At 57.6% G+C, this 26,024-nt stretch carries 22 protein-coding genes and 2 tRNA genes; 7 read left to right on the top strand and 17 right to left on the bottom strand.

All coding sequences use genetic code 11. The features are described from left to right. Positions 1–2: 2 nt before the first annotated feature. From HMPREF1323_RS03800 to hemL, 14 genes are all read right to left on the bottom strand, one after another. A complete protein-coding gene (locus tag HMPREF1323_RS03800) occupies positions 3–194 on the bottom strand; it encodes a hypothetical protein (protein ID WP_009432858.1) in 192 nt (63 codons plus the stop codon). Between the two features lie 691 nt (positions 195–885). Continuing rightward, positions 886–1,263 (bottom strand): RidA family protein, encoded by a 378-nt coding sequence (locus tag HMPREF1323_RS03795; protein ID WP_009432842.1) that lies wholly within the window; start codon positions 1,261–1,263, stop codon positions 886–888. 48 nt (positions 1,264–1,311) lie between these two features. Then, positions 1,312–1,875 (bottom strand): aminoacyl-tRNA hydrolase, encoded by a 564-nt coding sequence (gene pth, locus HMPREF1323_RS03790; protein WP_009432836.1) that lies wholly within the window; start codon positions 1,873–1,875, stop codon positions 1,312–1,314. 12 nt (positions 1,876–1,887) lie between these two features. After that, positions 1,888–3,030 carry a glycosyltransferase family 4 protein gene (locus HMPREF1323_RS03785; RefSeq protein WP_009432832.1) on the bottom strand — a complete coding sequence of 381 codons (1,143 nt, stop codon included), beginning with the start codon at positions 3,028–3,030 and terminating at the stop codon, positions 1,888–1,890. A 46-nt stretch (positions 3,031–3,076) separates the two neighbouring features. Next, entirely contained in the window at positions 3,077–4,342 is a 1,266-nt protein-coding gene (locus HMPREF1323_RS03780) for an MFS transporter (protein WP_009432827.1), read from the bottom strand. Positions 4,343–4,448: 106 nt separating this feature from the next. Then, positions 4,449–5,876 carry a DUF4270 family protein gene (locus HMPREF1323_RS03775; RefSeq protein WP_009432828.1) on the bottom strand — a complete coding sequence of 476 codons (1,428 nt, stop codon included), beginning with the start codon at positions 5,874–5,876 and terminating at the stop codon, positions 4,449–4,451. Further along, positions 5,873–6,679, bottom strand: coding sequence for a glycogen/starch synthase (locus tag HMPREF1323_RS03770; protein ID WP_044114894.1), 807 nt, complete (start codon positions 6,677–6,679; stop codon positions 5,873–5,875). The genes HMPREF1323_RS03775 and HMPREF1323_RS03770 overlap by 4 nt, the downstream gene beginning before the upstream one ends. Before the next feature lie 277 nt (positions 6,680–6,956). Then, positions 6,957–7,031: transfer RNA gene (locus HMPREF1323_RS03765), tRNA-Glu, on the bottom strand. 67 nt (positions 7,032–7,098) lie between these two features. Beyond that, entirely contained in the window at positions 7,099–7,353 is a 255-nt protein-coding gene (gene rpsT, locus HMPREF1323_RS03760) for a 30S ribosomal protein S20 (protein ID WP_009432837.1), read from the bottom strand. Positions 7,354–7,380: 27 nt separating this feature from the next. Further along, positions 7,381–7,452 (bottom strand) — tRNA-Glu (locus HMPREF1323_RS03755). 800 nt (positions 7,453–8,252) lie between these two features. After that, positions 8,253–9,503 carry a U32 family peptidase gene (locus HMPREF1323_RS03750; protein ID WP_044124014.1) on the bottom strand — a complete coding sequence of 417 codons (1,251 nt, stop codon included), beginning with the start codon at positions 9,501–9,503 and terminating at the stop codon, positions 8,253–8,255. A gap of 165 nt (positions 9,504–9,668) precedes the next feature. Further along, on the bottom strand, positions 9,669–11,384 hold the full coding sequence (pafA, locus tag HMPREF1323_RS03745) for an alkaline phosphatase PafA (protein ID WP_009432833.1): 1,716 nt from the start codon (positions 11,382–11,384) through the stop codon (positions 9,669–9,671). Between the two features lie 32 nt (positions 11,385–11,416). After that, entirely contained in the window at positions 11,417–12,289 is an 873-nt protein-coding gene (gene prmA, locus HMPREF1323_RS03740; protein WP_009432843.1) for a 50S ribosomal protein L11 methyltransferase, read from the bottom strand. Positions 12,290–12,323: 34 nt separating this feature from the next. Continuing rightward, positions 12,324–13,619: a glutamate-1-semialdehyde 2,1-aminomutase gene (hemL, locus tag HMPREF1323_RS03735; RefSeq protein WP_009432854.1), complete on the bottom strand. Its 1,296-nt coding sequence runs from the start codon at positions 13,617–13,619 to the stop codon at positions 12,324–12,326. Between the two features lie 292 nt (positions 13,620–13,911). Here hemL and HMPREF1323_RS03730 point away from each other — a divergent pair, with 292 nt between their 5' ends. After that, the gene (locus tag HMPREF1323_RS03730; RefSeq protein WP_009432834.1) at positions 13,912–14,721 is read left to right on the top strand and encodes an ADP-ribosylglycohydrolase family protein; all 810 of its coding nucleotides are present in this window, start codon (positions 13,912–13,914) and stop codon (positions 14,719–14,721) included. An 80-nt stretch (positions 14,722–14,801) separates the two neighbouring features. Here HMPREF1323_RS03730 and HMPREF1323_RS03725 read toward each other — a convergent pair whose 3' ends face one another. The 3 genes from HMPREF1323_RS03725 to ychF form a co-directional block, all read right to left on the bottom strand. Further along, positions 14,802–15,935 (bottom strand): hypothetical protein, encoded by a 1,134-nt coding sequence (locus tag HMPREF1323_RS03725; protein ID WP_009432860.1) that lies wholly within the window; start codon positions 15,933–15,935, stop codon positions 14,802–14,804. 123 nt (positions 15,936–16,058) lie between these two features. Further along, positions 16,059–17,933, bottom strand: a complete 1,875-nt coding sequence (gene mnmG, locus HMPREF1323_RS03720) for a tRNA uridine-5-carboxymethylaminomethyl(34) synthesis enzyme MnmG (RefSeq protein WP_009432829.1) — start codon at positions 17,931–17,933, stop codon at positions 16,059–16,061. Then, entirely contained in the window at positions 17,933–19,036 is a 1,104-nt protein-coding gene (ychF, locus tag HMPREF1323_RS03715; protein WP_009432847.1) for a redox-regulated ATPase YchF, read from the bottom strand. Before ychF ends, mnmG begins: the two co-directional genes overlap by 1 nt. A gap of 685 nt (positions 19,037–19,721) precedes the next feature. On the opposite strand from ychF, the gene HMPREF1323_RS03710 reads away from it, so the two are divergent. The 6 genes from HMPREF1323_RS03710 (at position 19,722) to dnaA (ending at position 26,005) form a co-directional block, all read left to right on the top strand. Next, entirely contained in the window at positions 19,722–20,486 is a 765-nt protein-coding gene (locus HMPREF1323_RS03710; protein WP_232203981.1) for an RsmE family RNA methyltransferase, read from the top strand. A gap of 35 nt (positions 20,487–20,521) precedes the next feature. Further along, complete coding sequence (locus HMPREF1323_RS03705; protein ID WP_009432845.1) at positions 20,522–22,387, top strand: oxaloacetate decarboxylase; 1,866 nt, start codon at positions 20,522–20,524, stop codon at positions 22,385–22,387. A gap of 440 nt (positions 22,388–22,827) precedes the next feature. Next, complete coding sequence (locus HMPREF1323_RS08970) at positions 22,828–23,304, top strand: hypothetical protein (protein ID WP_009432840.1); 477 nt, start codon at positions 22,828–22,830, stop codon at positions 23,302–23,304. Beyond that, a complete protein-coding gene (locus tag HMPREF1323_RS03695; RefSeq protein ID WP_009432830.1) occupies positions 23,301–23,786 on the top strand; it encodes an N-acetylmuramoyl-L-alanine amidase in 486 nt (161 codons plus the stop codon). The genes HMPREF1323_RS08970 and HMPREF1323_RS03695 overlap by 4 nt, the downstream gene beginning before the upstream one ends. Further along, complete coding sequence (locus HMPREF1323_RS03690; protein ID WP_009432862.1) at positions 23,773–23,970, top strand: hypothetical protein; 198 nt, start codon at positions 23,773–23,775, stop codon at positions 23,968–23,970. The genes HMPREF1323_RS03695 and HMPREF1323_RS03690 overlap by 14 nt, the downstream gene beginning before the upstream one ends. Before the next feature lie 664 nt (positions 23,971–24,634). After that, positions 24,635–26,005 carry a chromosomal replication initiator protein DnaA gene (dnaA, locus tag HMPREF1323_RS03685; RefSeq protein WP_009432850.1) on the top strand — a complete coding sequence of 457 codons (1,371 nt, stop codon included), beginning with the start codon at positions 24,635–24,637 and terminating at the stop codon, positions 26,003–26,005. Positions 26,006–26,024 lie beyond the last annotated feature (19 nt).

Raw genomic sequence — 26,024 nt, 5'->3', positions numbered from 1 at the left:
CTTCAACCTCTTGCTGTAAGTAAAGCCTTCAGCTTCTTAATCTGATCGGCAAATAGCATCTGCTTGCTCAGCGCACGCTTTTGATAGGCATAGATCGAAAAGCAAGACGCCGCAAGAGATAGACGACTTCCAGAAGTGAGAGTAGTGCGCAAATCTTCGGCCAGTGTCGTATGTATGTTATCAATCAGCTTCATAACTCAGGCTTGATAGCCATAAAGATACGACATTGACCTGAGACAAACGAACAAGAACTTAGCGACTTGCACATCTCCCCGCATGATCGATGTCTCAGCAAACACGGCTGGTCACGAGCTTCGCTGCAATCGAAATAAGCAGGGCTATACGGCGCCTCCGTCGGACTATCATCCGTTCCTCAGCACCCTCCACACTACGAGGGGGTGGTATCGACCTATATTGGATGGCGAAGAAAGCTATATAGCTTGGTGACGTGACCTATAGCAGGTTGTTGCTCCGCGTAGGGATAAAAGTTGTGGACGAGTGGCAGATAAGCTTAGGCTACGCACGTGGCTCTAATATCTACGTGCGTGGATATTTGGATTTACGTACCTGGTCTTTAAGACTACGTGCGTAGACAGAGGAAAAGCACTACGTGAAGGCGCTTTTTCATTCACGAGAAGGGCGCTTTTCCCTCCGCTGGATAAGAGGAATATTCGTGATAAGACGAAGGGCTTGACATCACTTTGGCGAGGCATATCGGGGAGCTGGGCGTGCGATGCCTTAGCACTCTAAATATAGAGGACAGGATTCTGCCGAAGGTCGCATTCAGCGGGCGTGTAGGGAGTATATAAAAGAGAAGCCCCACGGCCTCCCTTCGCGAGGGAAGCCGTGGGGCTGATGTGTGGTGTGTGACCTTGCCGCAGTGGCTTAGCCGCGGTGTGCGATGATCTCGATCTCTACGAGGCCGTTCTTAGGTAGCGTCTTCACAGCTACGGCAGAGCGTGCGGGGAAGGCGCCCGTGAACTGCTTCTCATAGACGGCGTTCATAGCAGCGAAGTCGCCCATATCAGCGAGGAAGCACGTGGTCTTGACTACCTGATCGATGGTGAAGCCAGCTTCAGCGAGGATCGCGTGGATGTTGTGGAAGACCTGCTCAGTCTGAGCGGTGACGCCTTCGGGGAACTCGCCCGTAGCGGGATCGATACCGAGTTGACCCGATGCGAAGAGCATATCTCCGACGAGGATAGCCTGACTGTAAGGGCCGATAGCAGCTGGTGCCTTAGTGGTGGCAATGACTTGCTTCATGAGTAAGAGGTTGTATTTAGATGATGAATAGTTGGACGACGGGGGCGATTACTTGGCGTTGAAGCGGTTCATCGTAGAGGCGATCCCCTCCAGGCAGAAGGCGATGGAGGCGTCGACGAAGGTCTCCAGACGCTCAGGCATCTGTGCCTCTTCCTCAGGGGAGAAACGCCCGAGGACGTAGTCTATTTGTGCGCCCTGTGGGAAGTCATTCCCGATACCGAAGCGCAGACGGGCATAGGACTGCGAGCCGAGGAGCTGGGCGATATTCTTCAGCCCGTTGTGACCCGCATCACTTCCCTTGCCCTTGAGACGGAGCGCACCGAAGGGCAGAGCGAGGTCGTCGACGATGACCAGCACGCGCTCGATGGGGATCTTCTCCGTGCTCATCCAGTAGCGGACAGCTTCGCCACTGAGGTTCATATAGGTAGAGGGCTTGAGCAGGACGATCTGCGCACTCTTAGCACGACCCATAGCGACATCGCCATAGCGCTTCGTCTCAAAGCGCACACCCAGACGGGCAGCGATGGCGTCGGCTACACGGAAGCCGATGTTGTGGCGGGTCATATCGTATTCAGCCCCGATATTGCCGAGGCCTACGATGAGGTATTTCATTGAGTGGGATAATTATTCGTAGGTGAGGAGGACGTTCTCATACACGGCAGAGAGATCCCGAGCCAGGCGCTTCGGCGTGAAGCGCTCCACGTACTCGCGGCCATCGGTGATCATCTTCTGACGCAGGGAGATGTCGATGAGGACGCGGTCGATCATGCTGGCGAGCATCGTGGCGTCACTGGGGTCGGTGTAGAGGCTGCTGGGGCCACCAGCTTCCTCCAGACAAGAGCCTGTAGCACCGATGACGGGCACACCAGCATTCAGAGCTTCGATGAGCGGGATACCAAAGCCCTCGAAGCGCGAGGGGTAGACGAAGACCTTCGCTCCGGCATAGATACCAGGGAGCATCGCCGAGCCGACGCCGTGCATGAGGTGCAGGCGGGAGAGGACTCCCAAGCGGCGGGCGCTGTCGACGACGGTATTTACATAGGGCGTCTTACGACCGACCGCGACGAGGTGGATGTCCTTGTCCTGAAGCTGGGCAAGTGCCTCGACGATGAGGGCGAGGTTCTTACGCTCCTCGATACTCCCGACGAAGAGGATATAGCGCTCGGGGAGGTTCAGTGCCTGACGTGCCACTACGACATCCTCGGGCGTCACCGCCGCGAAGGCTTCGGAGCAACCCTGATAGACGGTCGTCACACGCTCCTCCTCGATGCCGAAGATATCGATGACATCACGGCGCGTCTGGTCGCTCACGGTGATGACGTGGTCGGCATGACGGGCCGAAGCGCCGTACTTCTTGCGGTAGAGCAGGCGGTCAATGGGCTTGTAGAACTGCGGGTAGCGGATGAAGGCCAAGTCGTGCATGGTGACGACCGTACCTATGCGCTGGGCATTGTACAGCCCGATGGGAAGCTCATTGGTCAGCCCGTGGAAGAGGTCGACCTGCTCCGTACGACAGCGTGAGGCCACGGAGAAGTTGCGCCAAAGATTGCCCCCTGCGAAGGCCAGTGCACGATGAGGCGTGATGAGCCGCACCGAGCGATTGGACAGCAAGCGTTTGTAGAGCGAGGGGTCACCCGTAGAGGGCGAGAAGAGCAGATAGCGATTCTCTGGGCGGAACTCCGTGAGCGTGTCGAGCACGAAGCGGCTGTAGTTCCCGAGGCCGGTAGCATTGTGTGTAATGCGCTTGGCATCGAAGGCGATATTCATCGGCTCAGTGAGGCTACAAGAGGGATAAGGGACGGGGACGGGTGCACTACTTCGCCTCGGTGACGGTATTGTAGCGGAAGAGCAGCGCGAAGAGTACAGCTACGACAGCAGCATAGGCAGCGAAGACATACCAGCTCATGCTCCAGCCTGCGAGGATCGCCGTCGTGTCGTGCTCGGAGTAGACGAAGTGATTGATCACCGCCTGCGCGCCGAGCGAGCCGAGCGTCGCACCGATACCATTGGTCATGATCATGAAGAGCCCCTGCGCACTGGAGCGAATCGAGGGGTCAGTCTCCTTGTCCACGAAGAGCGAACCCGACACATTGAAGAAGTCGAAGGCCACCCCGTAGACGATCATACTCAGCAGGAAGAGCCATACGCCGCTACCTGGGTTACCAAGACCGAGGAGGGCAAAGCGCAGGACCCACGCCACCATAGCGATGAGCATCACACGGCGGATACCGAAGCGACGCAGCGCGAAGGGGATGAGCAGGATACAGAGCGTCTCGGAGAGCTGCGAGAGGGAGATGAGGATATTCGCGTACTTCACGCCGAAGGTATCAGCATAAGCAGGGATCTCGCCGAAGGTGCTGATGAAGGGGTTAGCAAAGCCATTGGTGATCTGCAGGCTGACACCGAGGAGCATCGAGAAGATGAAGAAGAGCGCCATCTTACGCTGCTTGAAGAGCACGAAAGCACGCAGGCCAAGGGCTTCGACGAGGCTCTTGCTCTGCCCCTTGGGAGCCGTGGGGCAGTTGGGTAGCGTCTGCGCGTAGACTGCGAGAACGAGGCTGATGATAGCCGAGACAGCGAACTGCCCACTCGTAGCCTCAAGACCGAGTAGGCTCACCGTGATCATCGTGCAGATGAAGCCCACCGTACCGAAGACACGGATCGGAGGGAAGCTCTTCACCAGATCCAGCCCCGCTTGGTCAAGCGAGGTGTAGGCGACGGAGTTGCTCAGTGCCAGCGTCGGCATGTAGAAGGCGACACTCAGCGAGTAGAGCGCAAAGAGGGTGGGATAAGAGGGCGTGTCGGTCTGCGTGTAGAGGAAGACGCCGAGCATCAGCATCCCTGCCAACATATGGCAGACCCCTAAGAGGCGCTGTGCTGGGATCCAGCGGTCTGCGACGATACCCATGAGAGCAGGCATGAAGAGCGACACGAGACCTTGCATGGCATAGAAGTTCCCGATCTCGGAGCCGAAGCCTGCGGTACCGAGGTAGCGCCCCATAGAAGTAAGGTAGGCCCCCCAGACTGCAAACTGGAGGAAGTTCATCACCGTCAGGCGGAGCTTGATGGAGGACTGCATAGACGTAGTCGTATAGGTACTTAGGTAGTGTATAGAGTGACGCCCACAGAGAGCAGGGGGTTCTCGGGGTGACGAGGCCTGTTCTCTGTGGGCGTCAGATAGGGGTTTACTGCTGCTGGAGCTGTACGCTCACGAAGCTCACCTGAAGGTCCGTGGTAGCCTTCGAGAGGCGGAGGAAGCTCGGACGGATGAGCTCAGCGATGCTTGCAGAGCCGTTGGAGCGCGATGACGTCACCGATACGGGTACGAGGCTCAGCTCCAGTGGCGTGGAGATCGTCCAGCCCGTAGCGGCGGAGTAGGTGGCGTACTTCGCCAGATGCTCGGTGACGATGCGGGCGATGTTGTTGAACTTATACGCCTTGTCGCTGGCGGCGTACTTCTTCGAGAGGTACGACTTACCCGACTGGACGGCCTGCACATCGGCCGAGAAGAACTCCGTCACCTTGTCTGAGGGGAGGAGCAGGAGGTAGTCGGGCTGGTTCGTGCGCTGCCCTTCAGGGCTATTGACCTTGACGGAGAAGTTCGCATCAGCGAGCATCCAAGCGCGGCCGATGAAGTCGCTGGGCACAGGCGTCGTGGTGGGCTTAGGCGCGGAAGCGAGGAGCTTCTGCAGCTCGCTCACCGAGAGCGTGTACTTCGTCGTCACGCCAGCGGGGCCCTTGACATAGCTATACTCCGTAGACGGAGCCGTGAGGCTCGAGACGTCGCCACTGCTCAGGGCATTCAGGCGTGAGGTAAGCTTCGTATCGACGAAGGTCTTCACGTACTTCACGCGCTCGGCGGGCTTCTCCTTGTTGGGCACACTGTAGTGGATCATGAGAGCGACCTCCGTGACCTCGAGGAGGAAGCCACGACCCGTGACAGGTGCTACGTAGAAGCCAGGGAAGATCTCGCGGTCAAAGCGCGACTGCGAGTTGAAGGCACTCTTCAGCGTCGCCGAGCGCGTCGCATCGAAGAAGTGCTTCCCGAGGCTCACATCCAGAGGGATAGTGAAGTAGCGCATCGTAGAGTTCTGCTGGATGAGCGTCCCAGCGCTGGGCTGGATGGTGGCAGAGCCCAAGAGCGTCGCGCCCGTGCGGTACTGGCCGAGCGTCTGGCTCGAGGTACCAGCCGTGGTGACGGGCTGAGCGAGCTTGTAGACGTTGACCTTGATCTGGGCATCTGCATTCCCCTCGGTGCGGTCCGAATAGATACGGAAGTAGACCGAGTCAATGGTCAGCTGGGCGTTGTCAGCATCCTCAAAGGCAACCCCTTCGGCAGTACGGATCTGCTTGATGAACTCACCCGTGACGGTCGAGCCCGTCTCGTCGATGAGCGTACCGAGGAGCGAAGTCGTACCATCGGTATAGAGTGTAGGGGTGGCTACCGTGGTGGCGTCGAAGGTGATCGTCGTCGCACGCCCGGTGACCTTGTCGAGGTTAGGCTGGATGCTCTCACCGATACCCGAGAGGTTGTCCTCGGCGCAGGAGGAGGAGAGCGTCACAAGGCTCAGCGAGAGGAGGCCTACATATAGAGCTGAAGCAAGCTTCATCATGGGAGGATCTTCTTATAGAATTCATTATACACCTCTGCGCACCCTTCGACAGGAGTATAGGGGAGGAAGTGCACCCCACTCTCGTCGATGTACTGCTTGAGGCTGGGCGAGATCTCGGCGCTGCCCTGTACGACCCCGTTGGCGTAGTGGATGGCCAGGCGGTTCAGTGCCTCGTAGTCGGTCTTGCCATCGAGTACGGAGAGTGCTGCGGGCTTGATCTTGTCGAACTTCAGGCACTCGAAGAGCGTGTCGGGGATCTCTACGGGAGCGGGCTCATCGTAGAGCGAGTAGATGATCTTGGCCTTCTTCAGGCAGGGATCATCGTGATAGTACTTCTTCAGATAGAGCATACCCAGCGCGGTGAAGGTACCGTGGCAGTGGATGATATCGGGTATCCAGCGGAGCTTCTTGATGGCTTCGAGGGCACCACGCACGAAGAAGATCGAGCGCTCGTCGTTGTCGTTGCCCACCTTGGGGTCGACGTCGAAGACGGTCTTACGCTTGAAGAAATCATCATTGTCGATGAAGTATACCTGCAGGCGGGCGGTCGGCAGTGAAGCGACCTTGATGATCAGTGGATGGTCATTGTTATTGATGATCATGTTGATCCCCGAGAGGCGGATGACTTCATGCAGCTGATTGCGGCGCTCGTTGATCACACCGAAGCGGGGCATGAAGATGCGGATATCATTGCCCAGCTCCTGAATCCCCTGCGGCAGCTGACGTGCCGTCGTCGCGATATCGGATTCGGGGAGGTAAGGGAAGATCTCCTGCGAGATATACAATATTCGTCTTGATTTCATTCGTCTATCGATTATACTTTTTGAAGCGACTCCCCCGAGGGGGCGCCGTAGTAGCCCCGCCGCTGGTAGGGCATAGAGCTTCTACAAAGATACGGAATTTCCCTCGGAGCGCACTCTTACCGCCTGCTATGTAGGGGGTTACTCCCTTTACCGCAGGACTCCTCGCTCCTAACGAGGTCACACGCCCTCTGCATCATAAGCACATCGTGCCCATATCATGGTATATAAAAGCGAAGCACCGACATACCTCACGAGGAGGATGTCGGTGCTTCTTGCTTGGTAGCCCCTGGGGGAATCGAACCCCCCTTTCAAGAATGAAAATCTTGCGTCCTAACCGATAGACGAAGGGGCCGCCTGAATTCTGTCTCACATCTTCTCAGAGAGAGGTGCTTGACAGCAGATGGGGAGAGTGGCTACTCTTAGCCGAGGCGTGCGATCTGCTTAGCGAGCTTGCTCTTGAGGTTTGCAGCCTTGTTCTTGTGGATGATCTTCTTGCCAGCGAGGCGGTCGAGCATCGAGCTGAGCTGGGGCAGAGCTGCGCGAGCTTCAGCAGCATCGGTCAGCGCACGGAAGCGACGCACAGCGTTACGAGCCGTCTTGGCGTAGTAGCGGTTGTGCAGACGACGAGCGTTGGTCTGACGGATTCTCTTGATGGATGACTTATGATTTGCCATTTGTATCTTTTCTTTTTGTTGTTATCGTAGCCCATGGGGGAATCGAACCCCCCTTTCAAGAATGAAAATCTTGCGTCCTAACCGATAGACGAATGGGCCTCCCAATGTCAACCGCCTACCACATGAGCAGCATTCAGTTGCGAGTGCAAAGGTATAACAAATTATTTATCCACCAAACACCCTGAGCAAATTCATCGCCCTTACCTATGTACATCTAGGCTACTTGACTACGCTTCCCAAGCGGTATATCCGGATATTCTCCACACCATAGCTGCGAGGAAAACCATTCGTGTAGATCGGGTAGCGAGGTATAGCGGACGGGGGAAGTATCCGAAGCGGGGAGAAAAATCACCCTTGCAAGGCACTGAGGCATAAGCACCTTTGAGGAGGCAAAAGCGAGCAGTACTGGTCGCGCAGAGCCCTGTCCTCTATTTAGAGCTCTAAGGTATCGCACGCCCAGCTCCCTGATATGCCTCTCCGAAGAGACCGAACAAGCCCTTCGCCTTATCGCAAGCATTCCTCTTATCCTGCGGAAGGAAAAGTGTCCTTCTCATGAAGGAAAAAGCGCCTTCTCGTAGTGGTTTTCCTCTGTCTATGTACGTAGTCTTAAAGACCAGGCACGCAAATCCAAATATCTTCGTACGTAGATATTAGAGCCACGTACGTAGTCCAAACTTATCTGCCACTCGTCTGCAACTTTTATCCCAAAGCAGAGCAACAACCTAATATTGGTCAGCACAGCGACCAATATAGGTTCACACCACTCCCCCGCAGAGATCAATATCCCCCCACCGCCACTACCCCACCCCATATACGACACATCCCCCACGGAGCTGCTCCGTAGGGGATGTGTCATTAGCCCGCCAGATACGGGCGGGAGATGAAGCAATGGGCAGCGACTACTGCGTGACCTTGCGATCGGTGAAGAGATAGAGGCGGTCGCCTGGGCGCACCTTCTCAGGCACAGCGATCGAGCAGAGCTGACCCTTGACGGCCTTCTCTACGGGCTCCATGTCCACGCGGATCTCTTCGACGACAAAGCGCACAAGCCCCGTCGTAGGGCCCGTGATGATGATCTCATCACCGACCTTCAGCTCGCCACTCTCGACGGCGAACTCCCCGACACCGACCTTACCGAAGTACTTCGTCGTCTTAGCGACGTAGACCTTCTGCTTCGTAGCCGAAGAGCCGTAGCTCGACGTCCATTCGCCGAGGCGCTGGCCGAGATAATAGCCGTCCCAGAAGCCACGATTGAAGACCTGCCCGAGGTGGTTGTCCCACTTCTCGACGTTGTCCGTGGTGAAGTTCCCCGCGCAATAAGTATCGACGGCCTCGCGATAAGCACGCACGACGGTATCGACATACTCGGGACCACGCGCACGGCCCTCGATCTTGAGGACGCGCACACCAGCATCGAGCATCTTATTGAGGAAGTGGATCGTCTTCAGATCCTTGGGGGACATGATGTACTGGTTGTCGATCTCTAGCTCAATACCCGTCTCCTTATCCTTGACCTCATAGGAGCGGCGGCAGATCTGCGAGCAAGAGCCACGGTTAGCGCTCTTACCCTGCTCGTGCAGGCTGAGGTAGCACTTACCCGAGACCGCCATACAGAGGGCGCCGTGGGCGAACATCTCGATACGGATGGGCTCGCCAGCAGGGCCGACGATGGGCTCTTCGATGATCGCCTTATGGATGGCAGCGACCTGATCCATATTCAGCTCACGTGCCAAGACCACGACGTCAGCGAACTGCGCGTAGAAGCGCAGCGCCTCGACATTGGTGATATTGAGCTGGGTGGAGAGGTGGACTTCGACACCGATACTACGCGCGTAGAGCATGGGGGCGACGTCGGCAGCGATGATAGCCGACACGTCGGCATCCTTCGCCGAGTCGATGATCTTGCGCATGAGCTCAAGGTCTTCGTCGTAGATGATGGTATTGACGGTGAGATAGCTCTTGACATCATGCTCACGGCAGATCGCCGCGATCTTATAGAGGTCTTCGGTGGTGAAGTTATTCGCACTCTTCGAGCGCATGTTGAGGCCTTCGATACCGAAGTATATGGAGTCAGCACCCGCGTTGATAGCCGCCATGAGCGACTCATAGGAGCCCACGGGGGCCATGATTTCGTAATCTTTCCTGTTCATTTGTGATAAATAGAGATATGGATTGCAAAGATAGCTCAATATAGCTCCACGAACTTCCCACCTCCATAGAGAAAGTCTATCGGCACCCCTATACAAAGCATCCGCGCCCGATACCAGCTGGGGTATCGGGCGCGGATGTAAGGTGGTTACTCCGGAGAAAAGAGGCTATCTGCGGCGCGTCGTGGAGGCAGCGGGGGCAGCCGAAGTCGCGGCGGGCGCGAAGGCTTCGGTGATAGGATGCCCGATGCAACCCGAGGGATACTGCGTCTTCAGGAGAGCAGCTAGCGTAGCAGCGATATCCGTGATATACGTCTCACGATAGAGATGGCCTGCACGGACGCCATGCCCCATGAAGATGAGGGGGATGTGCGTGTCGTAGGGAGACCATACGCCGTGCGTCGTACCCTGAGGGAGCGAAGTGCCAGACTTCGAGTACCACCCTGGATCGGGTACGATGAAGACATCACCACTGCGCCCCTTGCGGTAGCCGTTGATGATACGCGTCTTGATCGCATCGGGGATCGTAGCCATAGCCACTTCTTCGGCAGGCACAGCATAGGCTACACCGGGAAGCTTGTCCTTGAGCGCCTTGCAAATAGCCTGATAGAGGCCGTGGCGGTTGACGCCAAGCGAGTCGATGAGGTCCTGACGGAAGAAGACCTGATAGTTCATATACCCACGGATGACCTGAGCATCACGGCCGATGTAAGCACAGGCTGCGGAGTCGGCGATGCGGCGAGCCAAGTCGCTACGGAAGGCCTGCCCGGGGATCTTGTGATCGCGGTCGAAGGTGAGGTTGTGCGCAGCAGCGTGGTCGGCGGTGAGGATGAAGAGGTAGCCGTCACGACCGAAGCGCCCATCGAGGTAGCGGAAGAAGTCAGCGAGGTCCTTGTCCAGACGAAGGTAGGTATCCTCCGTCTCGACAGCGAAGGTACCGTAGCGGTGCCCCACATAGTCGGTAGCCGAATGGCTCATAGCGAGGAAGTCCGTCTCATCAGCACGCGAGCCGAGGCTCTCCCCTTCGATAGCAGCCTTAGCCATCTCGAAGGTCAGCGTATTCCCCATAGGAGTAGTGCGGATGACACCAGGGCCCTTGACCTTCGCCAGCTCGGCGGTGTTGAGAGGGAGTGTAGCGGGGAACTTGCCGTCCTTATCCCAGGGCTGCTCGTAGGGTACAGAGTCAGCCGTGCTCTCACGATAGGTATCGATAGGATAGAGCGTATTCCAGCCATCCTTGAGGAGCTCAGCGACACGACCACGAGCGTTGAACTTCTTCACCCACTCGGGCAGGTCCTGCATATAGTAGGTACTGGTGATGAAGTTGCCCGTCTTGTCGTCCAGCCAGTAAGCACCGTTAGCCGTGTGGCCTGCGGGGAGGATGGAGGCGCGGTCCTTGATAGCTACACCGATGGTCTTCGAGCGGAAGTTCGTAGCGATACGCAGCTCATCGGAGATGGTCGTCGTGAGGAGGTTGCGGGGAGACATCTGCCCGCTGACGCCGTTGGGTACACCTACCGAGCTTACCGTCGTGTCCTGCGTACAGTAGATGGGGTTGCCATCCTTGAAGAAGTCATTCCCTGCGATACCGTGGATCGAGGGGACACTACCGGTGTGGACGGAGCTGTGCCCGATAGCGGTATAGGCAGGGAGGTAGTTGATGCGGGTATTCTCGCAGTTGAAGCCCTGCGTGAGGAGACGCTTGAAGCCACCCTCGACGAAGCGAGCCTGATAGCGGTAGAGGTAGTCCCACGTCATCTGGTCGACCATCATCGTGACGACGATGCGGGGGCGGTTGTGCTGTGGAGCGGCCTTCGCTGCCACGGGTGCGGTGAGCGTGAGCGCAGTCAAGGCGAGGGCGCCAAAGAGGTTCTTATGTATCATAATGTAGGGTGTGAATGTTCGTCTTTCGTGGGCTAAGCAGGGAGGAGCAGCTCGACACGGATCCAGCGCTGACGCACTTCGCTGCTGACGAAGGTGAGGCCAAGCTCTTCGCCTCGAGCACGCAGGAGCGGTATATCCTCCTCGTAGAAGCCGCTGAGGATGAGGCGTGCGCCAGGGAGCATCACCTCGCGGTAGCGGGGCATATCCTCGAGCAGGATATTGCGCGTGATGTTCGCCAAGATGAGGTCGTAGCCTTCGCGTCCCTCGAGGAGGGCTGCATCTCCGCAGAGCATTTCGTCGATGGTGACGCCTGAGAGTGCGGCATTCTCCTGCACATTGGCATAAGCCCAAGGGTCGATATCGATCGCCGTGAGGTGACGCGCGCCACGCTTGAGAGCAATGAGGCCAAGGATACCCGTACCGCAGCCCATGTCGAGGACGCGCTGTCCCGAGACGTCGTGCGAGAGGATCCATTCCCCGACGAGGGAGGTCGTCTCGTGATTGCCCGTACCGAAGGCCATCTTGGGATTGATGATGATCTCCAGAGGCACCTCGGGACGTGGATCATGGAAGGGCGCACGGATTAGGCACGCGCCATCGCCGAGGAGGATGGGCTGGAAGTAATTCTTCTCCCACTCCTCATTCCAGTTGATGTCGGGCAGCTCCTCCGCTGTAAGCGTATAGGAGAAGCCTGCGACGGGAAAGCCATCGAGGAGCTCGCGGGTCGCGTCAGCGTCGTACTGCTCCGTTGGGATAAAGGCCTTCAGCTCGTAGGCATCTTGCTCAAAGCTATCGAAGCCCAAGGGTCCCAGCTCGGCGATGAGCCAGTCGCTAAGATCTTCATCACGAAGGGACGTGGTGGCGCTATCGTAGTGGTAGCTGATAGTCAGCTGTAGGTATTGCATAGGGATAGGTAGGGATGAATAGGCGGGAGAGCCGTTAGCCTAAGACCTCACGAAGCACCTCATCCATAGCGGTAGCGGTGCGATCGAAGTCCTCACGGCTGTGGGCCATCGAGAGGAAGATACACTCAAACTGCGAGGGGGGCAGGTAGATCCCACGCTCGATCATGCCACGGAAGTAGCGGGCATAAGCCTCCGTGTCGGAGCGCTTAGCATCGGCATTCGAGTGCACGCCACCGGGTGTGAAGAAGATCGTCGAGAGCGAGCCCACACGATTGTATGAGAGGCGGTCGGTGTAGCGGTCGAGGATAGGACGGATCGTTGCTTCGAAGGCCTGTCCCTTCTCCTCAAGACGGGTATAGAAGTCCGGCTCGGCAAGTGTCTGGAGCATCGTGATACCTGCTGCGAGTGCGAGCGGATTGCCCGAGAGCGTCCCAGCCTGATAGACGTCGCCGAGAGGAGCCAAGCGATCCATGATGTCGGCACGACCACCGAAGGCCCCGACGGGGAGCCCACCACCGATGATCTTCCCGAGGCAGGTGAGGTCAGGACGAATACCATAGAGTTCCTGCGCACCACCACGGGCAGCACGGAAGCCGCTGATGACTTCGTCGAAGATGAGCAGCACGCCCTCTTCCTCCGTCACACGGCGCAGCTCCTCGAGGAAGCCTGGTGCGGGAGGGATGAGCCCCATATTGCCCATGATCGGCTCGAGGATGATAGCAGCGACCTTCCCACGATGCGCCTCGAGGGTGCGGCGCACGCTCTCGATATCATTGTAGGTAGCTACCAGCGTGTCCTCGATGATGTGCTTCGTCACACCAGCGCTCGATGTCTGACCAAAGGTAGCCAGCCCCGAGCCTGCCGAGATGAGGAAGGTATCGGCATGGCCGTGGTAGCAGCCCTCGAACTTGATGATCTTGTCGCGACCCGTGAAGCCACGTGCCAGACGGACGGCACTCATCGTCGCCTCCGTCCCCGAGTTCACCATGCGCACACGCTCTACCGAGGGGAAGAACTTCGTGCAAATAAGCTCAGCCATCTCGACCTCACGCGCATTGCACGCCCCGTAGCTTGTTCCCTTCTCCAGCTCACGGCGGATAGCCTCCTGGATGGGAGGGTAAGCGTGCCCGAGGAGTAGGGGTCCCCAGGAGCTGATGTAGTCGATGTATTCGTTGCCATCGACGTCAAAGACGTGGGCGCCCTTGCCGTGATCGATATAGAGGGGGGTGAGGCCTACCGAGCGGAAGGCACGCACGGGGCTATTGACCCCGCCAGGGATATACTGCGAGGCGCGCTCGAAGAGCGCAGCAGATGTATCGGTTCGTCTCATACACATATATATTATAGGTGTCGGTGTCATCGGGATGCGACAGCATCCACGTGGAGGACCAGCACTACAAAATTAGGGGAAAAAGCCGAAGGCAGGACGACGACGAAGCTCTAAGCCGAAGCTCCAAGGGGTAAGGGCTAAGAGAAGAACTCGCTAACTTTGCACGGAGCGGCATACGAATAAACCTCTGTCATCAAATGCATCTACCTCGGAGAACCTCTCAGGCAAGGGGGCTGAGGCTACGCCCAAAGTATCAACAACACCTCACCCAAATCACACAAGAGCTACAGCTATGTTAGGATCAATTGTTGGAGACATCGTAGGAAGCATCTACGAGTTTGCTAACATCAAGACGAAGGACTTTGAGTTCTTTCAGCCTGAGATGGAGCGTACAGACGACTCCATCCTGTGTATCGCGACTGCTGATTGGCTCTTGCACGGAGGGGATGTGAGCCATTATTATAGTCGCTATGCCCTGGAGTACCCCTATCCGATGGGAGGCTACGGTGGTATGTTTAAGGCATGGAGCAGCAAGGTTGCACGCCAAGGCATCCATGAGCCGTATAATAGCTGTGGCAATGGTAGTGCGATGCGCATTGCTCCCGTGGGCTGGGCTTTTGAGACCGAGCGTGAGGTCTTAGAGGCGGCCAAAGTCTCGGCGAGCTGTACGCATAATCATCCAGAGGGCATCAAGGGGGCGCAGGCGACGGCTCTGTGTATCTTTTTGGCGCGGCAGGGGCATACGGCTTCGGACATTCGAGCACGGATAGAGCGAGACTTCGGTTACGACCTCTCGATGTCCGTCGAAGAACTGCAGCGACGCTATTCGTGGCAGGGCATCGATGGTAAGGGTGATGGCGGTATTTGCCAAGATAGTGTACCGCAGGCCATCATTTGCGCCCTCCAGGCTAAGGACTTTGAGGATGCCATTCGCAATGCCATCAGCATCGGTGGAGATAGTGACACCATCGGCTGCATCGCCGGAGGTATTGCCGAAGCTCTCTACGGCATCCCTGAGTCGATTAAAGAACGAGCATGGAAGTATTTGGACGAGACCGAAGGCCGCACCGTCAGGAGCTTTATCCAGAAATACAGCATCTAAGCAAGGAGCACTCGACTGGTTAAACAGCAATTGGGGGATAGAACCAAGCGTTCTATCCCCCAATTGCTGTTTATGTGAGGCTAATCCTTGAATATCTCACCAAGCGCATCCGCCAAGCTCTCTAACTCTTGCCTAATCAGTTGAGCAAGTTCATACGCTCCGTTTTCTTTGGAGATATAATTCTTGAGGTCTGGATCCAATCTGAGACGGCAAATATTAGCAGGAGCACCTGGATTCCTAAATGGAACGTACTTTCTCTTATCCCAAGCTTCCCTCTGCTCCAAGCACGCTACAACCTCATCCTTTAAAGGGCAACTTTTGTTATAGCCGCTTCGATAGCTAATATTCAGCGAGCGATCTTTCGTTTCCGCAATGCGCACTTGAAGGTAATCGTTGAGGTAGATCACATTTTTATCATCAGATGACGCTAAAGCGATCTCCTCTTTGACGATGCGCCCAACTTCCAGGAGAAAGACTTTTGCGCTACTGCCTTTCATGCGCTCCCGATAGGCTCGGAGCTCCAGAGAGAATTTAGACTCAATTGTCTCTGCTGTATGCTCAGCCTCAGAAGCATGGAATAGGAATGCTAAGACCTTACCTAACAGATCTGTTTGCTCATTGGTATAGCAACTGCTCGTATGGGGTATGCCGTAGACAGGAGTAGAGCCGATTCTCGTATACCACAGTAGGCCTGGAATCAGAGCTTCTAAAGTAGTCTCGTGCTTGGGAAAAAGCTGATAGAGGCAGTTCGCTCCACCGAGACATAATACCCGCTGAGGTTGGAGTATTTGTATTAAATCCCGTGTTAGCCGCACCACCTCGGGGGCTTTCATGGGGTTGGTTAGTCCGCTTTCTTTTTTAGAATTAAGATGAAAGACATTACTCCACACGAGAGACTCCTCCTTTTGAAGCATCTCAAGCATATTTCCTTGATCGAACAGGCGACACAGTCTTTGCCACATCGTCCACGAGCCCTTCGTGTGGTAGTCTGGATTCCCCTGGAGAAATTCTTTCGCAGTGAGTTCTTTCCCATCACGACCAGCCGATCCAGGGTTAATCCCAAGCAATAGAAGTTCAGGAGATGAATGGAGCAGACTTAGATTAGACTGTGTGTAATAGTTCACTCTTTCTTTTCGAGCGATGGGATTGTACACACCGACTACACGCTCTGCCCATTCATAGAGTGCATTCTGTAGGTTCCTTTCTTGTTGCATAGCTGTCTTGCTTGGTATATGATATCATAAATGTAGGGATAATCTTTTATACCAAATGATACAAGCCTCTGACGACACCGCCCACGCTACCGAGGGGTAGCGTGGGCGGTGTCGTTGGGTGGGTTAGCGGCCCGAGAGGACGAGCAGGACGCTCACATCGTGGGGCGAGATACCCGGGATGCGCGCTGCTTGGCCGATGGTGCGGGGACGGATACGGTCGAGCTTCTGCCGTGCCTCCGTGCTCAGCGCTTGTATCTCGGCATAGTCAAGTCCCTCGGGGATAAAGACGTACTCCAGACGCTCAAGCTTCTCGGCCTGCTCACGCTCACGCTGGATATAGCCGCTGTACTTGATGAGGATCTCAGCACACTCGGCGATCTCCTCGCGACGCGAAGGGATGGCCTCGATGGCACGGCGGAGGGCGGGCACCATCTCGCTGAGGTCGGAGAGCGTCAGCTGGGGGCGCAGGACGAGATCAATGAGCTTACAGCCCTGACGAAGCGGAGCGAGCCCACGCGCCTCGAGCTGAGGATTGATCTTGTCGGGACGGATGGAGTAGCCCGAGATGAAGGCGATGAGTTCGTCGCGCAGACGGATCTTCTCCTCGAGAAGGCGCACACGCTCCTCCGCAGCTAAGCCGATCTCGGCAGCACGGGGCGTGAGACGCACGTCTGCATCATCCTGTCGTAGGAGGATGCGGTACTCGGCGCGCGAGGTGAACATACGGTAGGGTTCGTCCACGCCCTTCGTGACGAGGTCATCGATGAGCACCCCGATATACGCCTCGGAGCGGCTGAGCGTGAAGGGAGGGAGGTCGTGCACCTGCTGGTGAGCATTGATACCCGCGATGAGCCCTTGGCCTGCGGCTTCTTCGTAGCCGGTGGTCCCGTTGACCTGACCAGCGAGGAAGAGGCCTGCGATGACCTTGCTCTCGAGCGTATGGTGCAGCTGTGTGGGGTCGAAGAAGTCGTACTCGATGGCGTAGCCTGGGCGATAGAGGCGCACATCACGCAGTGCGGGGATCTGTCGCAGGGCCTCGAGCTGCACCTCTAAGGGCAGTGAGGAGGAGAAGCCATTGAGGTAGTACTCATTCGTGCGCTCGCCCTCGGGCTCGAGGAAGAGCTGATGACGGTCCTTGTCGGCGAAGGTGACGATCTTCGTCTCGATGCTCGGGCAATAGCGGGGGCCGATACTCTGGATCTGGCCATTGTACAGCGGTGAGCGATCGAGGGCTTCACGCAGGACGGCGTGGCAGGCCTCATTGGTATAGAGCGTATAGCAGGGGAGCTGACGCAGCGTCGAGCGCGTAGGCGTATCGAGGTAGGAGAACTTATGATGATCGTCCTCGCCCTCCTGCACTCCCATCTCATCGAGGTGCAGACTACGGGCATCGATACGTGGGGGCGTACCCGTCTTCATGCGGTCGGTGCGGATGCCCGCCTCCTGCAGCTGCTCGGAGATACCGTAGGTAGCTGGCTCGGAGATACGGCCACCCGTGATCTGTAGCTCACCGAAGTGCATCAGCCCCGAGAGGAAGGTCCCCGCGGTCAAGATGACGGCATCGGCAGAGAAGTGCACGCCCAGCTGGGTCTCTACGCCACGCACACGACCCTCCTCGAGGGTGAGGCGCGTGACGGTATCCTGCCACAGATCGAGTAGCGGCTCACTATCCAGCTCCTCACGCCAAGCCTCCATGAAGCGCATGCGGTCACTCTGTGCGCGAGGGCTCCACATAGCGGGGCCCTTGCTGCGATTGAGCATGCGGAACTGGATGGAGGTGCGGTCGGTGATAAGCCCCATGCGCCCCCCGAGGGCATCGATCTCGCGGACGATCTGTCCCTTGGCGATACCGCCCACAGCGGGGTTGCAGCTCATCTGCCCGATCTTATTCATATCGGGCGTGATAAGGAGCGTATGAGAGCCGAGGCGTGCCGCAGCAGCGGCAGCCTCACAGCCGGCATGGCCAGCCCCGATGACGATGATGTCGTAGTGGGGCATCAGACGTTGAAGCGGAAGTGCATGATGTCCCCATCCTGCACGACGTAATCCTTGCCTTCGACAGCCATCTTCCCGGCCTCCTTGACAGCCGACTCGCTGCCGTAGTGGAGGAAGTCCTCATACTTGATGACCTCGGCACGGATGAAGCCCTTCTCGAAGTCGGTGTGGATAGCAGCAGCGGCACGAGGCGCCTTGCTGCCCTTGGTGTAGGTCCAGGCACGTACCTCCTGCACCCCAGCGGTGAAGTAAGTCTCCAGATCGAGGAGCTTGTAAGCGGCCTTGATCAGACGCGCCACGCCCGACTCCTCGAGACCGATCTCAGCGAGGAACATCTGACGCTCCTCGTAGGTCTCCAGCTCGGCGATCTCACTCTCGATCTTCGCAGCGACGACGAGGAGTTCGGCCCCTTCGCTGGCGACAGCTTCGCGGACACGCTCTACATACTCATTGCCCGAGACAGCGGAGGCCTCATCGACATTGCAGACGTAGAGTACGGGCTTGCTGGTCAGCAGGTAGAGCTCACGAGCGACCTTCTGCTCATCCTTCGTCTCGAAGCTGACGGTACGGGCATTGAGGCCCTGCTCCAGAGCTTCCTTGTAGCGCATCAGGACGTCGCAGGCGAGCTTAGCCTGCTTGTCACCGCCCGTCTGTGCCTGCTTGTAGACCTTCTGCAGGCGGGCTTCGACCGTCTCAAGGTCCTTGAGCTGCAGCTCGGTGTCGATGATCGACTTGTCGCGCAGGGGGTCGACGCTGCCGTCGACGTGCGTGATGTTGTCGTCATCGAAGCAGCGCAGCACGTGCAGGATAGCATCCGTCTCACGGATGTTGGCCAGGAACTTATTTCCCAGCCCTTCGCCCTTGCTCGCGCCCTTCACCAGACCAGCGATGTCGACGATCTCGACGGTCGTGGGGACGATGCGCTGAGGCTGGACGATCTCGGCCAGCTTTGTCAGGCGCTCATCGGGGACGGTGATGACCCCGACGTTGGGCTCGATGGTGCAGAAGGGGAAGTTAGCGGACTGCGCCTTCGCGTTGGAGAGGCAGTTGAAGAGGGTGGACTTACCGACGTTGGGCAAGCCTACGATACCACATTGTAGGGCCATTATGCGTATTGATTATATACCTTATTATAAGGTGCAAAGATAGCGAAATGCGAGGAGGTACCCGAGAGAAGCCCCTTGCGACGAGTCGATGAGGGCATATCGCCACCTCCAGCAGCGGAGGTCTAAGCCCCCGAGAAGAGTAGTTGTGGACACGACTTCTCGAGGGGGGCAAAGCAACCTATATCAGTCACTGCTCCGAGCTATAATTGGTCTGCACTCAAACCACTATTCGTTCACACCTCAAACAACTACTGGTTCGACGACGAAGCTATATAGCATTGGACTGATTCATATATAGCTTTGTGAAGTGACCTCCTATTAGTTTGTTGCTCCACGTAGGGATAAAAGTTGTGGACGAGTGGTAGATAAGTTTGGACTACGTACGTGGATCTAATAGCTACGTACGTGGATCTTTGGATTTGCGTACCTGGTCTTTAAGACTACGTGCGTAGATAGAGAAAAACCACTACGTGAAGGCACTTTTTTCTTCACGAGAAGGACACTTTTTCCTCCGCTGGATAAGAGAAATATTCGCGATGAGGTGAAGGGCTTGCGTGTCACTTCGGAGAGGTATATCGGGGAGCTGGGCGTGCGATGCCTTAGCACACCGAGATGAATAGTGTGCAATTGCCGTTTTCTTTCTTTATTCCGCGGTAAAAAGCGTAACTTTGGTACGAGGAAATCAATGAGCACAAAGATGAAAGACCTACCGCTCTTCTATGCCCCAGCCCTACGTGAGGAGCTCCAGCTTCCCGAGGGAGAAGCCCAGCATGCCATACGTGTGCTGCGCGCGAAGGTAGGCGATGAGTTCCTCGTCACCGATGGCTGTGGCACCCTCTTCGAGACCCGCGTCTCAGGCGTAGACCGCCGTCACTGCCTCCTCTCGATAGAGCGCGAGGAGCCCTGGCAGAAGTACTGGAGAGGGCACTGGGCCGTAGCCGTCGCTCCCACGAAGAACATCGACCGCCTCGAGTGGACGCTCGAGAAGATGGTCGAGGTAGGTCTGGATGAAGTCTACCTCATCCGCACCCAGCACTCCGAGCGCAAGCATACCAGCGCCGAGCGTCTGGAGCGCATCATCCAGAGCGCGATGAAGCAGTCCCACAAGGCCCTCCTTCCTCGCCTCATCCCCGACGTGCCCTTTGCCCAGCTCCTCGAGATGACAGCGGACTATGACCTTCGGCTTATGGCCCACTGCCGTAGCACCGTCGGCCCCGAGCGCCGTACCATCGATCACTTCTTCCGCCCCGAGGCGAAGACGCTCCTGATGGTCGGACCCGAAGGAGACTTCTCCGTCGAGGAGATCGAGGAGGCTACCCGCCGCGGGTGCCAGCCCATCACCCTTGGAGCGAGCCGCCTGCGCACCGAGACCGCCAGCCTCATCGCCCTACAATGGCTACACACACTCGATATGACCAGCCAGCGTAGGCCCACCACACACGAGAAATAATACACGAAATAATCCCTTATCAATAACTCACCCTTATGGCACAGAGAGAAATCAAACTTAGCCTGGTCTACCGTGACATGTGGCAGTCCTCAGGGAAGTACCAGCCCCGCAAGGACCAGCTCGAGCGTATCGCCCCCGTCTTAGTCGAGATGGGCTGCTTCGCACGCGTCGAAACCAACGGGGGGGCCTTCGAACAGGTCAACCTCCTCTACGGGGAGAACCCCAACAAGGCCGTCCGCGCCTTCACTAAGCCCCTCAACGAAGCTGGCATCCAGACGCACATGCTGGACCGTGGTCTCAACGGCCTGCGTATGTTCCCCGTCCCTGCTGACGTACGTCGCCTGATGTACAAGGTCAAGAAGGCCCAGGGTGTCGATATCACCCGTATCTTCGACGGGCTCAACGACCCCCGCAACGTCATCCCCTCCATCCACTACGCGAAGGAAGCTGGGATGATCCCACAGGCTACGCTCTGTATCACCCACTCCCCCGTCCACACCGTCGAGTACTACGCTGATCTGGCAGACCAGTTCATCGCAGCTGGCGCCCCCGAGATCTGCCTCAAGGACATGGCAGGTATCGGCCGTCCTCGCTTCCTCGGCCGTCTGGTGAAGGCGATCAAGACCAAGCACCCCGAGGTCATCATCGAGTACCACGGTCACTCGGGCCCTGGCTTCTCCGTAGCCTCCATGCTCGAGGTCTGCGACAACGGCGCCGACGTCATCGACGTAGCTATGGAGCCCCTCTCTTGGGGTAAGATCCACCCAGACGTCATCACCATCCGCGAGATGCTCATCGACGCTGGCTACAAGGTCGCTGACATCAACATGGACGCCTACATGAAGGCTCGCGCCCTCACGCAGGAGTTCATCGATGACTTCCTCGGCTACTTCATCAACCCCTCGAACATGCTGACCTCTTCGCTCCTCGTAGGTTGCGGTCTGCCTGGTGGTATGATGGGCTCGATGATGGCTGACCTCAAGGGCGTACACGCTGGTATCAATATGCACCTGCGTAAGAAGGGCGAACCCGAGCTGAGCGTCGACGACCTGCTCGTCCGCCTCTTCGACGAAGTCGCCTACGTATGGCCTCGCCTCGGCTATCCCCCACTCGTCACGCCATTCAGCCAGTACGTCAAGAACGTCGCTCTGATGAACGTCTACAACCTCACCATCGGCAAGGGCCGCTGGGAGGCTATCGACAACAACACGTGGGGTATGATCCTCGGGAAGTCTGGCCGTCTGCCCGGCAAGCTCGATCAGGAGATCATCGACCTGGCGAAGGAAAAGGGCTTCGAGTTCACCACCGAAGATCCTCAGCTCAACTACCCCGATGCGCTGGATAAGTTCCGCGCTGAGATGAAGGAGAACGGCTGGGAGCTCGGCGAAGACGACGAAGAACTCTTCGAATTCGCTATGCACGAAGCTCAGTACCGCGACTACAAGAGCGGTGCAGCTAAGGAACGCTTCCAGGCTGAGCTCGACAAGGCCAAGACCGACGCCCTCGTCAAGAAGGGCTACAGTGCCGAAGATGCAGTGAAGATCAAGCGCCAGGGTACCGAGCCTATCGAAGCTCCTGCCTCCGGTCAGATCATCTGGGAGGTAGACCCCGAAGACTACTCTACGGCTCCAGCCCTCGGCACCTTCATCAAGACGGGTGAGCCTCTCTGCTACATCCAGACGACTGCAGGCTACTTCGAGCCCGTCATCTCGAACTTCACCGGCCGCCTCGCTGAGGTCGCTGCTCAGGGTGCTAACATCCGCAAGGGTGAAGCCCTCGCTTACGTCCGCCCCGCTGAGAAGGAAGAGCTCTTCGTAGAGAGCGAACCCGAACGTCTGCGTCGCGTAGAGCAGCTCGAAGAAGTTCGCCACGTCATCCGTGCTCGCCGCGCTAAGAAGTAAGCGACACCGCCCATAGGGCAACCATTCCTCTCGGGGGCTACACCCAGCACTTAGCTGATGGTGTAGCCCCCGAGTCTTATATCTCCCCACTATAAAGCCACGCCCTTTCGCGCGCGCGTAACCTTATATATACTATACCCTACGGCACTCCCCTTCACGGCTCCCTCCGCTACCTTGCCAGCACGATCGAGTGCCTTCATAGGGACTGCACACCACGCGCACGCCCCGCACAGCCCAACCAGAGTCAGGCGATGCACCGCCTCCCTCGCCCTCCTCCGCCACGCACACCACCGAAGGAGAACGCAGGTACGAGCCATCACCGACGAAGACGACCAATAAAGACCGCCGCCCCCACCCCGCCCTACTACCTTTGTATCGCTCCCCCAAGGTAGGCGGAGCGCCCCCAGAGAGGGGCTGTATTCCTCTTTATTGATTGACTTATGTACACCACCATTCTGCAGCCGAGGCTCCTTACCTTAGCCCTCCTCATCGGGCTCTATGGCTGTGCTTCACACCACCGCACGACACGCGAGAGCACGACCGAGAGCCACACCACGAGCGAGCTACAGCGCACCCTACACACCACCCAGCAGGAGCACGCCCTCGACACCCTCACACTGGACCTCACCGAGATCGTGCAGCTCCTCCCTCCGCACACTGATACTACCGCCTCCTCCAAGACGAAGGGCGCAGGCTGGGTAGCGCACTACCACCTCCGACAGATCGGGCGTCATCAGGCGACCACCACGGGCGCTCTACGGGAGATAGATAGCCTTCACTCCACGACCCAAGCAAGCGGGAAGACCATCACGTCGTACAAGGCACCAGCGAGCCCCTTACGCCCCTTAGCCCTCGGCGTCACCCTTCCCCTCCTTCTCGGAGCCATCTACCTTACTTATAGGAGGACCAAGCGATGAGACCCACCGACATCCGCTACATCGTCGTGCACTGCAGTGCCACGCGCGCCAGCCAATCTTATTCGCCCGAAGCCCTGGAGCGTGACCATCGTGCCCGTGGCTTCCGCTCGGCAGGCTATCACTTCTACATCCGTCGCTCGGGCGCTATCATTCCTCTGCGCCCGCTGGAGCAGATAGGCGCTCACGCACGAGGCTACAACCGCTCAAGCTACGGCGTCTGCTATGAGGGTGGCTTAGATGAGGCGGGGCATCCAGCAGACACCCGCACCACCGAGCAGCACACAGCCCTCCGCCAGCTCCTTGCGCACCTCCACACGCTCGCTCCACAAGCTACCATCCTCGGCCACCGTGACCTCAGCCCCGACCGCAACGGCGACGGCCGTATCACCCCTGACGAATGGATCAAGCTATGCCCCTGCTTCGATGCCCAGAGGGAATATCACGACATCTCCATCAGCCCAATAAGCCATGCAACCGAATAAATCCAAGGCGACACTTCAGCTCGTCATCGCCACCCTGCTCAGCCTCTTCGGCATGCTCCTCCTCGGTGCAGCCTTCGTCACCGCCCCACCTGGAGAGATTCACTCCAGCGTCCTCATTGCCTATGGCGAAGTGATGACCTTCGCCGGCGCCCTCTTCGGCATCGACTACCACTACCGCCGGTAGTCGATGTCCACACCTCGCCACCTGCGTCACCCACCTGCCACGCTCTCACCCTCGCCATACCACCCGCGCCCCCACCCCTCTTCCGCACGCACTCACCCCATCCTCAACACCTCACAGCCATCCTTCTACACTCCTCCCCACCCCTCTTCCGCGGAAAAGCTTGCACTCCCCCGCCTAAAGCAAGCAGTAACCCACCTGTGGAAATCTTTTGTCCCAAAAGAAGAAGAAGACTTATCCTCAACATCTTACCCCGACGACATCATGTGGATAACTCTGTGAGTAGCTCTGTGCATAGCGGATAGATCGCTTGATTTATAAGCGCTTAGGAGGACATCACAGAAGCTCCTTCTGCAGGAAGGTGGTAATCGCTTGAGAACAAAACCCATAGAATTAGTATGAGAAAAGCAAGCCTTAAGGCCGTTTTTTTTTCTCCGCACTTTTGCCAAACTTTGCACCAGATAAGAGGTCACACAAGACACCCCCTATACCACACTATACGACTAATGTATAGCACATTAAGGGCAAAACCACCTTGTGGATAACCTCCTCACCCCATAGCAACTGAGGCCCAGCAGCACGAGCGCCTATCACCGCGCCCGATGCCCCCGCTTCGCTCCTAAATATAGTAATGCCCTTGGTCCACGACTACGCAAGGCAACCCCTCATGCAAACGACAACTCCTCCTTCTTCAGGGGAGCAGCTCTGGAAGCAATGCCTCCAGATCATAGCCGGCTCCTGTGACCCCCAGACGCTCCAGCGCTGGTTCGCCCCCATCCGCCCGCTCGGCATCGAGACGCGCGAGGATGAGCAGGGGCGTTTCGAAGCGCTCGTGCTCGAGGTCCCTTCGAAGGCATTCTACGAGGAACTCGTACGCACCTATGAGACCCTACTCGTACGAGCTCAGAACGAGATCCTCTCTCCTCAGGGCCTCGAGATCTACCTGACACCCGCCCAGGCGGCTCAGCCTGCACCTCAGCCTAAGCTGGCGCGCACACAAGACTATACGTCTCACCTCAGTGCCGACCTCCGCTTTGAGACCTTCTACGAGAGTGCTTGTAACCGCGAGGCCCTGCGCATCGCTGAAGCTACGGCCGCACGCCCTGGGCAGGCTCCGCTGAACTTCATCTTCATCTATGGCCCCAGTGGCGTAGGGAAGACCCACCTCTCGCAGGCTATTGGGCAGCGCGCTATGGAGCTCCACCCCACGATGCGTGTCTGCTACGTGTCAAGCTCGAAGTTCGAAGCGCAGTTCGTCCGTGACAGCCTGATGCGCGGTCCCGAGCGTGGTATGTTCGTAGACTTCTACCAGCAGATGGATATGCTCATCATTGACGATATCCAGGGGCTCATCGGTAAGACCAAGACGCAGCAGGCGTTCTTCGATATCTTCAATCACCTCTACCTCCTCGGCAAGCAGATCATCGTCACCTGCGACGTCCCTCCTGTGGACCTCAAGGGGATGGAGACGCGTATCATGACGCGTATCCAGAGCGCGATGATGCTACGCATTGACCGCCCCGACCTGGAGCTTCGCCGCAAGATCCTCCAGCGCCGTGTCGCCGACAGCGGAGTCGAGCTCGGAGAAGAGTGCGTGGAGTTCATCGCCGAGAGCATGCAGGACAACGTCCGTCAGCTCGAGGGGGCTATCCGTACGATCATCACGCACTCGCAGTTCTCCGATCATGGTGCAGTAGACCTCGAGGCCACGCGCCGTATCGTCGGGGGTACCGTCTCCATCGAGCGCCGTGAGGTGACACCCGAGTCCATCCTCGATACCGTCTGCTCCGTCTTCGGCGTCGAGAAGGCACAGCTCCGCACACCCTCACGTAAGGCCGTCCTTGCCCTGCCCCGCCAGGTCACGATGTACCTCGTGAAGAAGCACACCAGCGCGTCCTACAATACGATCGCCCAGCTACTGAACCGCAACGACCACACGACGATCATGCACGGCTGCAAGGCTATCGAAGGCCGCCTCTCCCTCGAGCCCGCTCTCAAGGAGCGCATCGAGCAGGTCGAAGCTACCCTCTTCGCTTAAAGCACACACCTATTATAAA

It is taken from the genome of Porphyromonas sp. oral taxon 279 str. F0450, assembly GCF_000292995.1.
GTDB lineage: Bacteria > Bacteroidota > Bacteroidia > Bacteroidales > Porphyromonadaceae > Porphyromonas > Porphyromonas pasteri.
The sequence above is the reverse complement of the archived record's forward strand: the minus strand, read 5'-3'. Positions and strand labels throughout refer to the sequence as shown.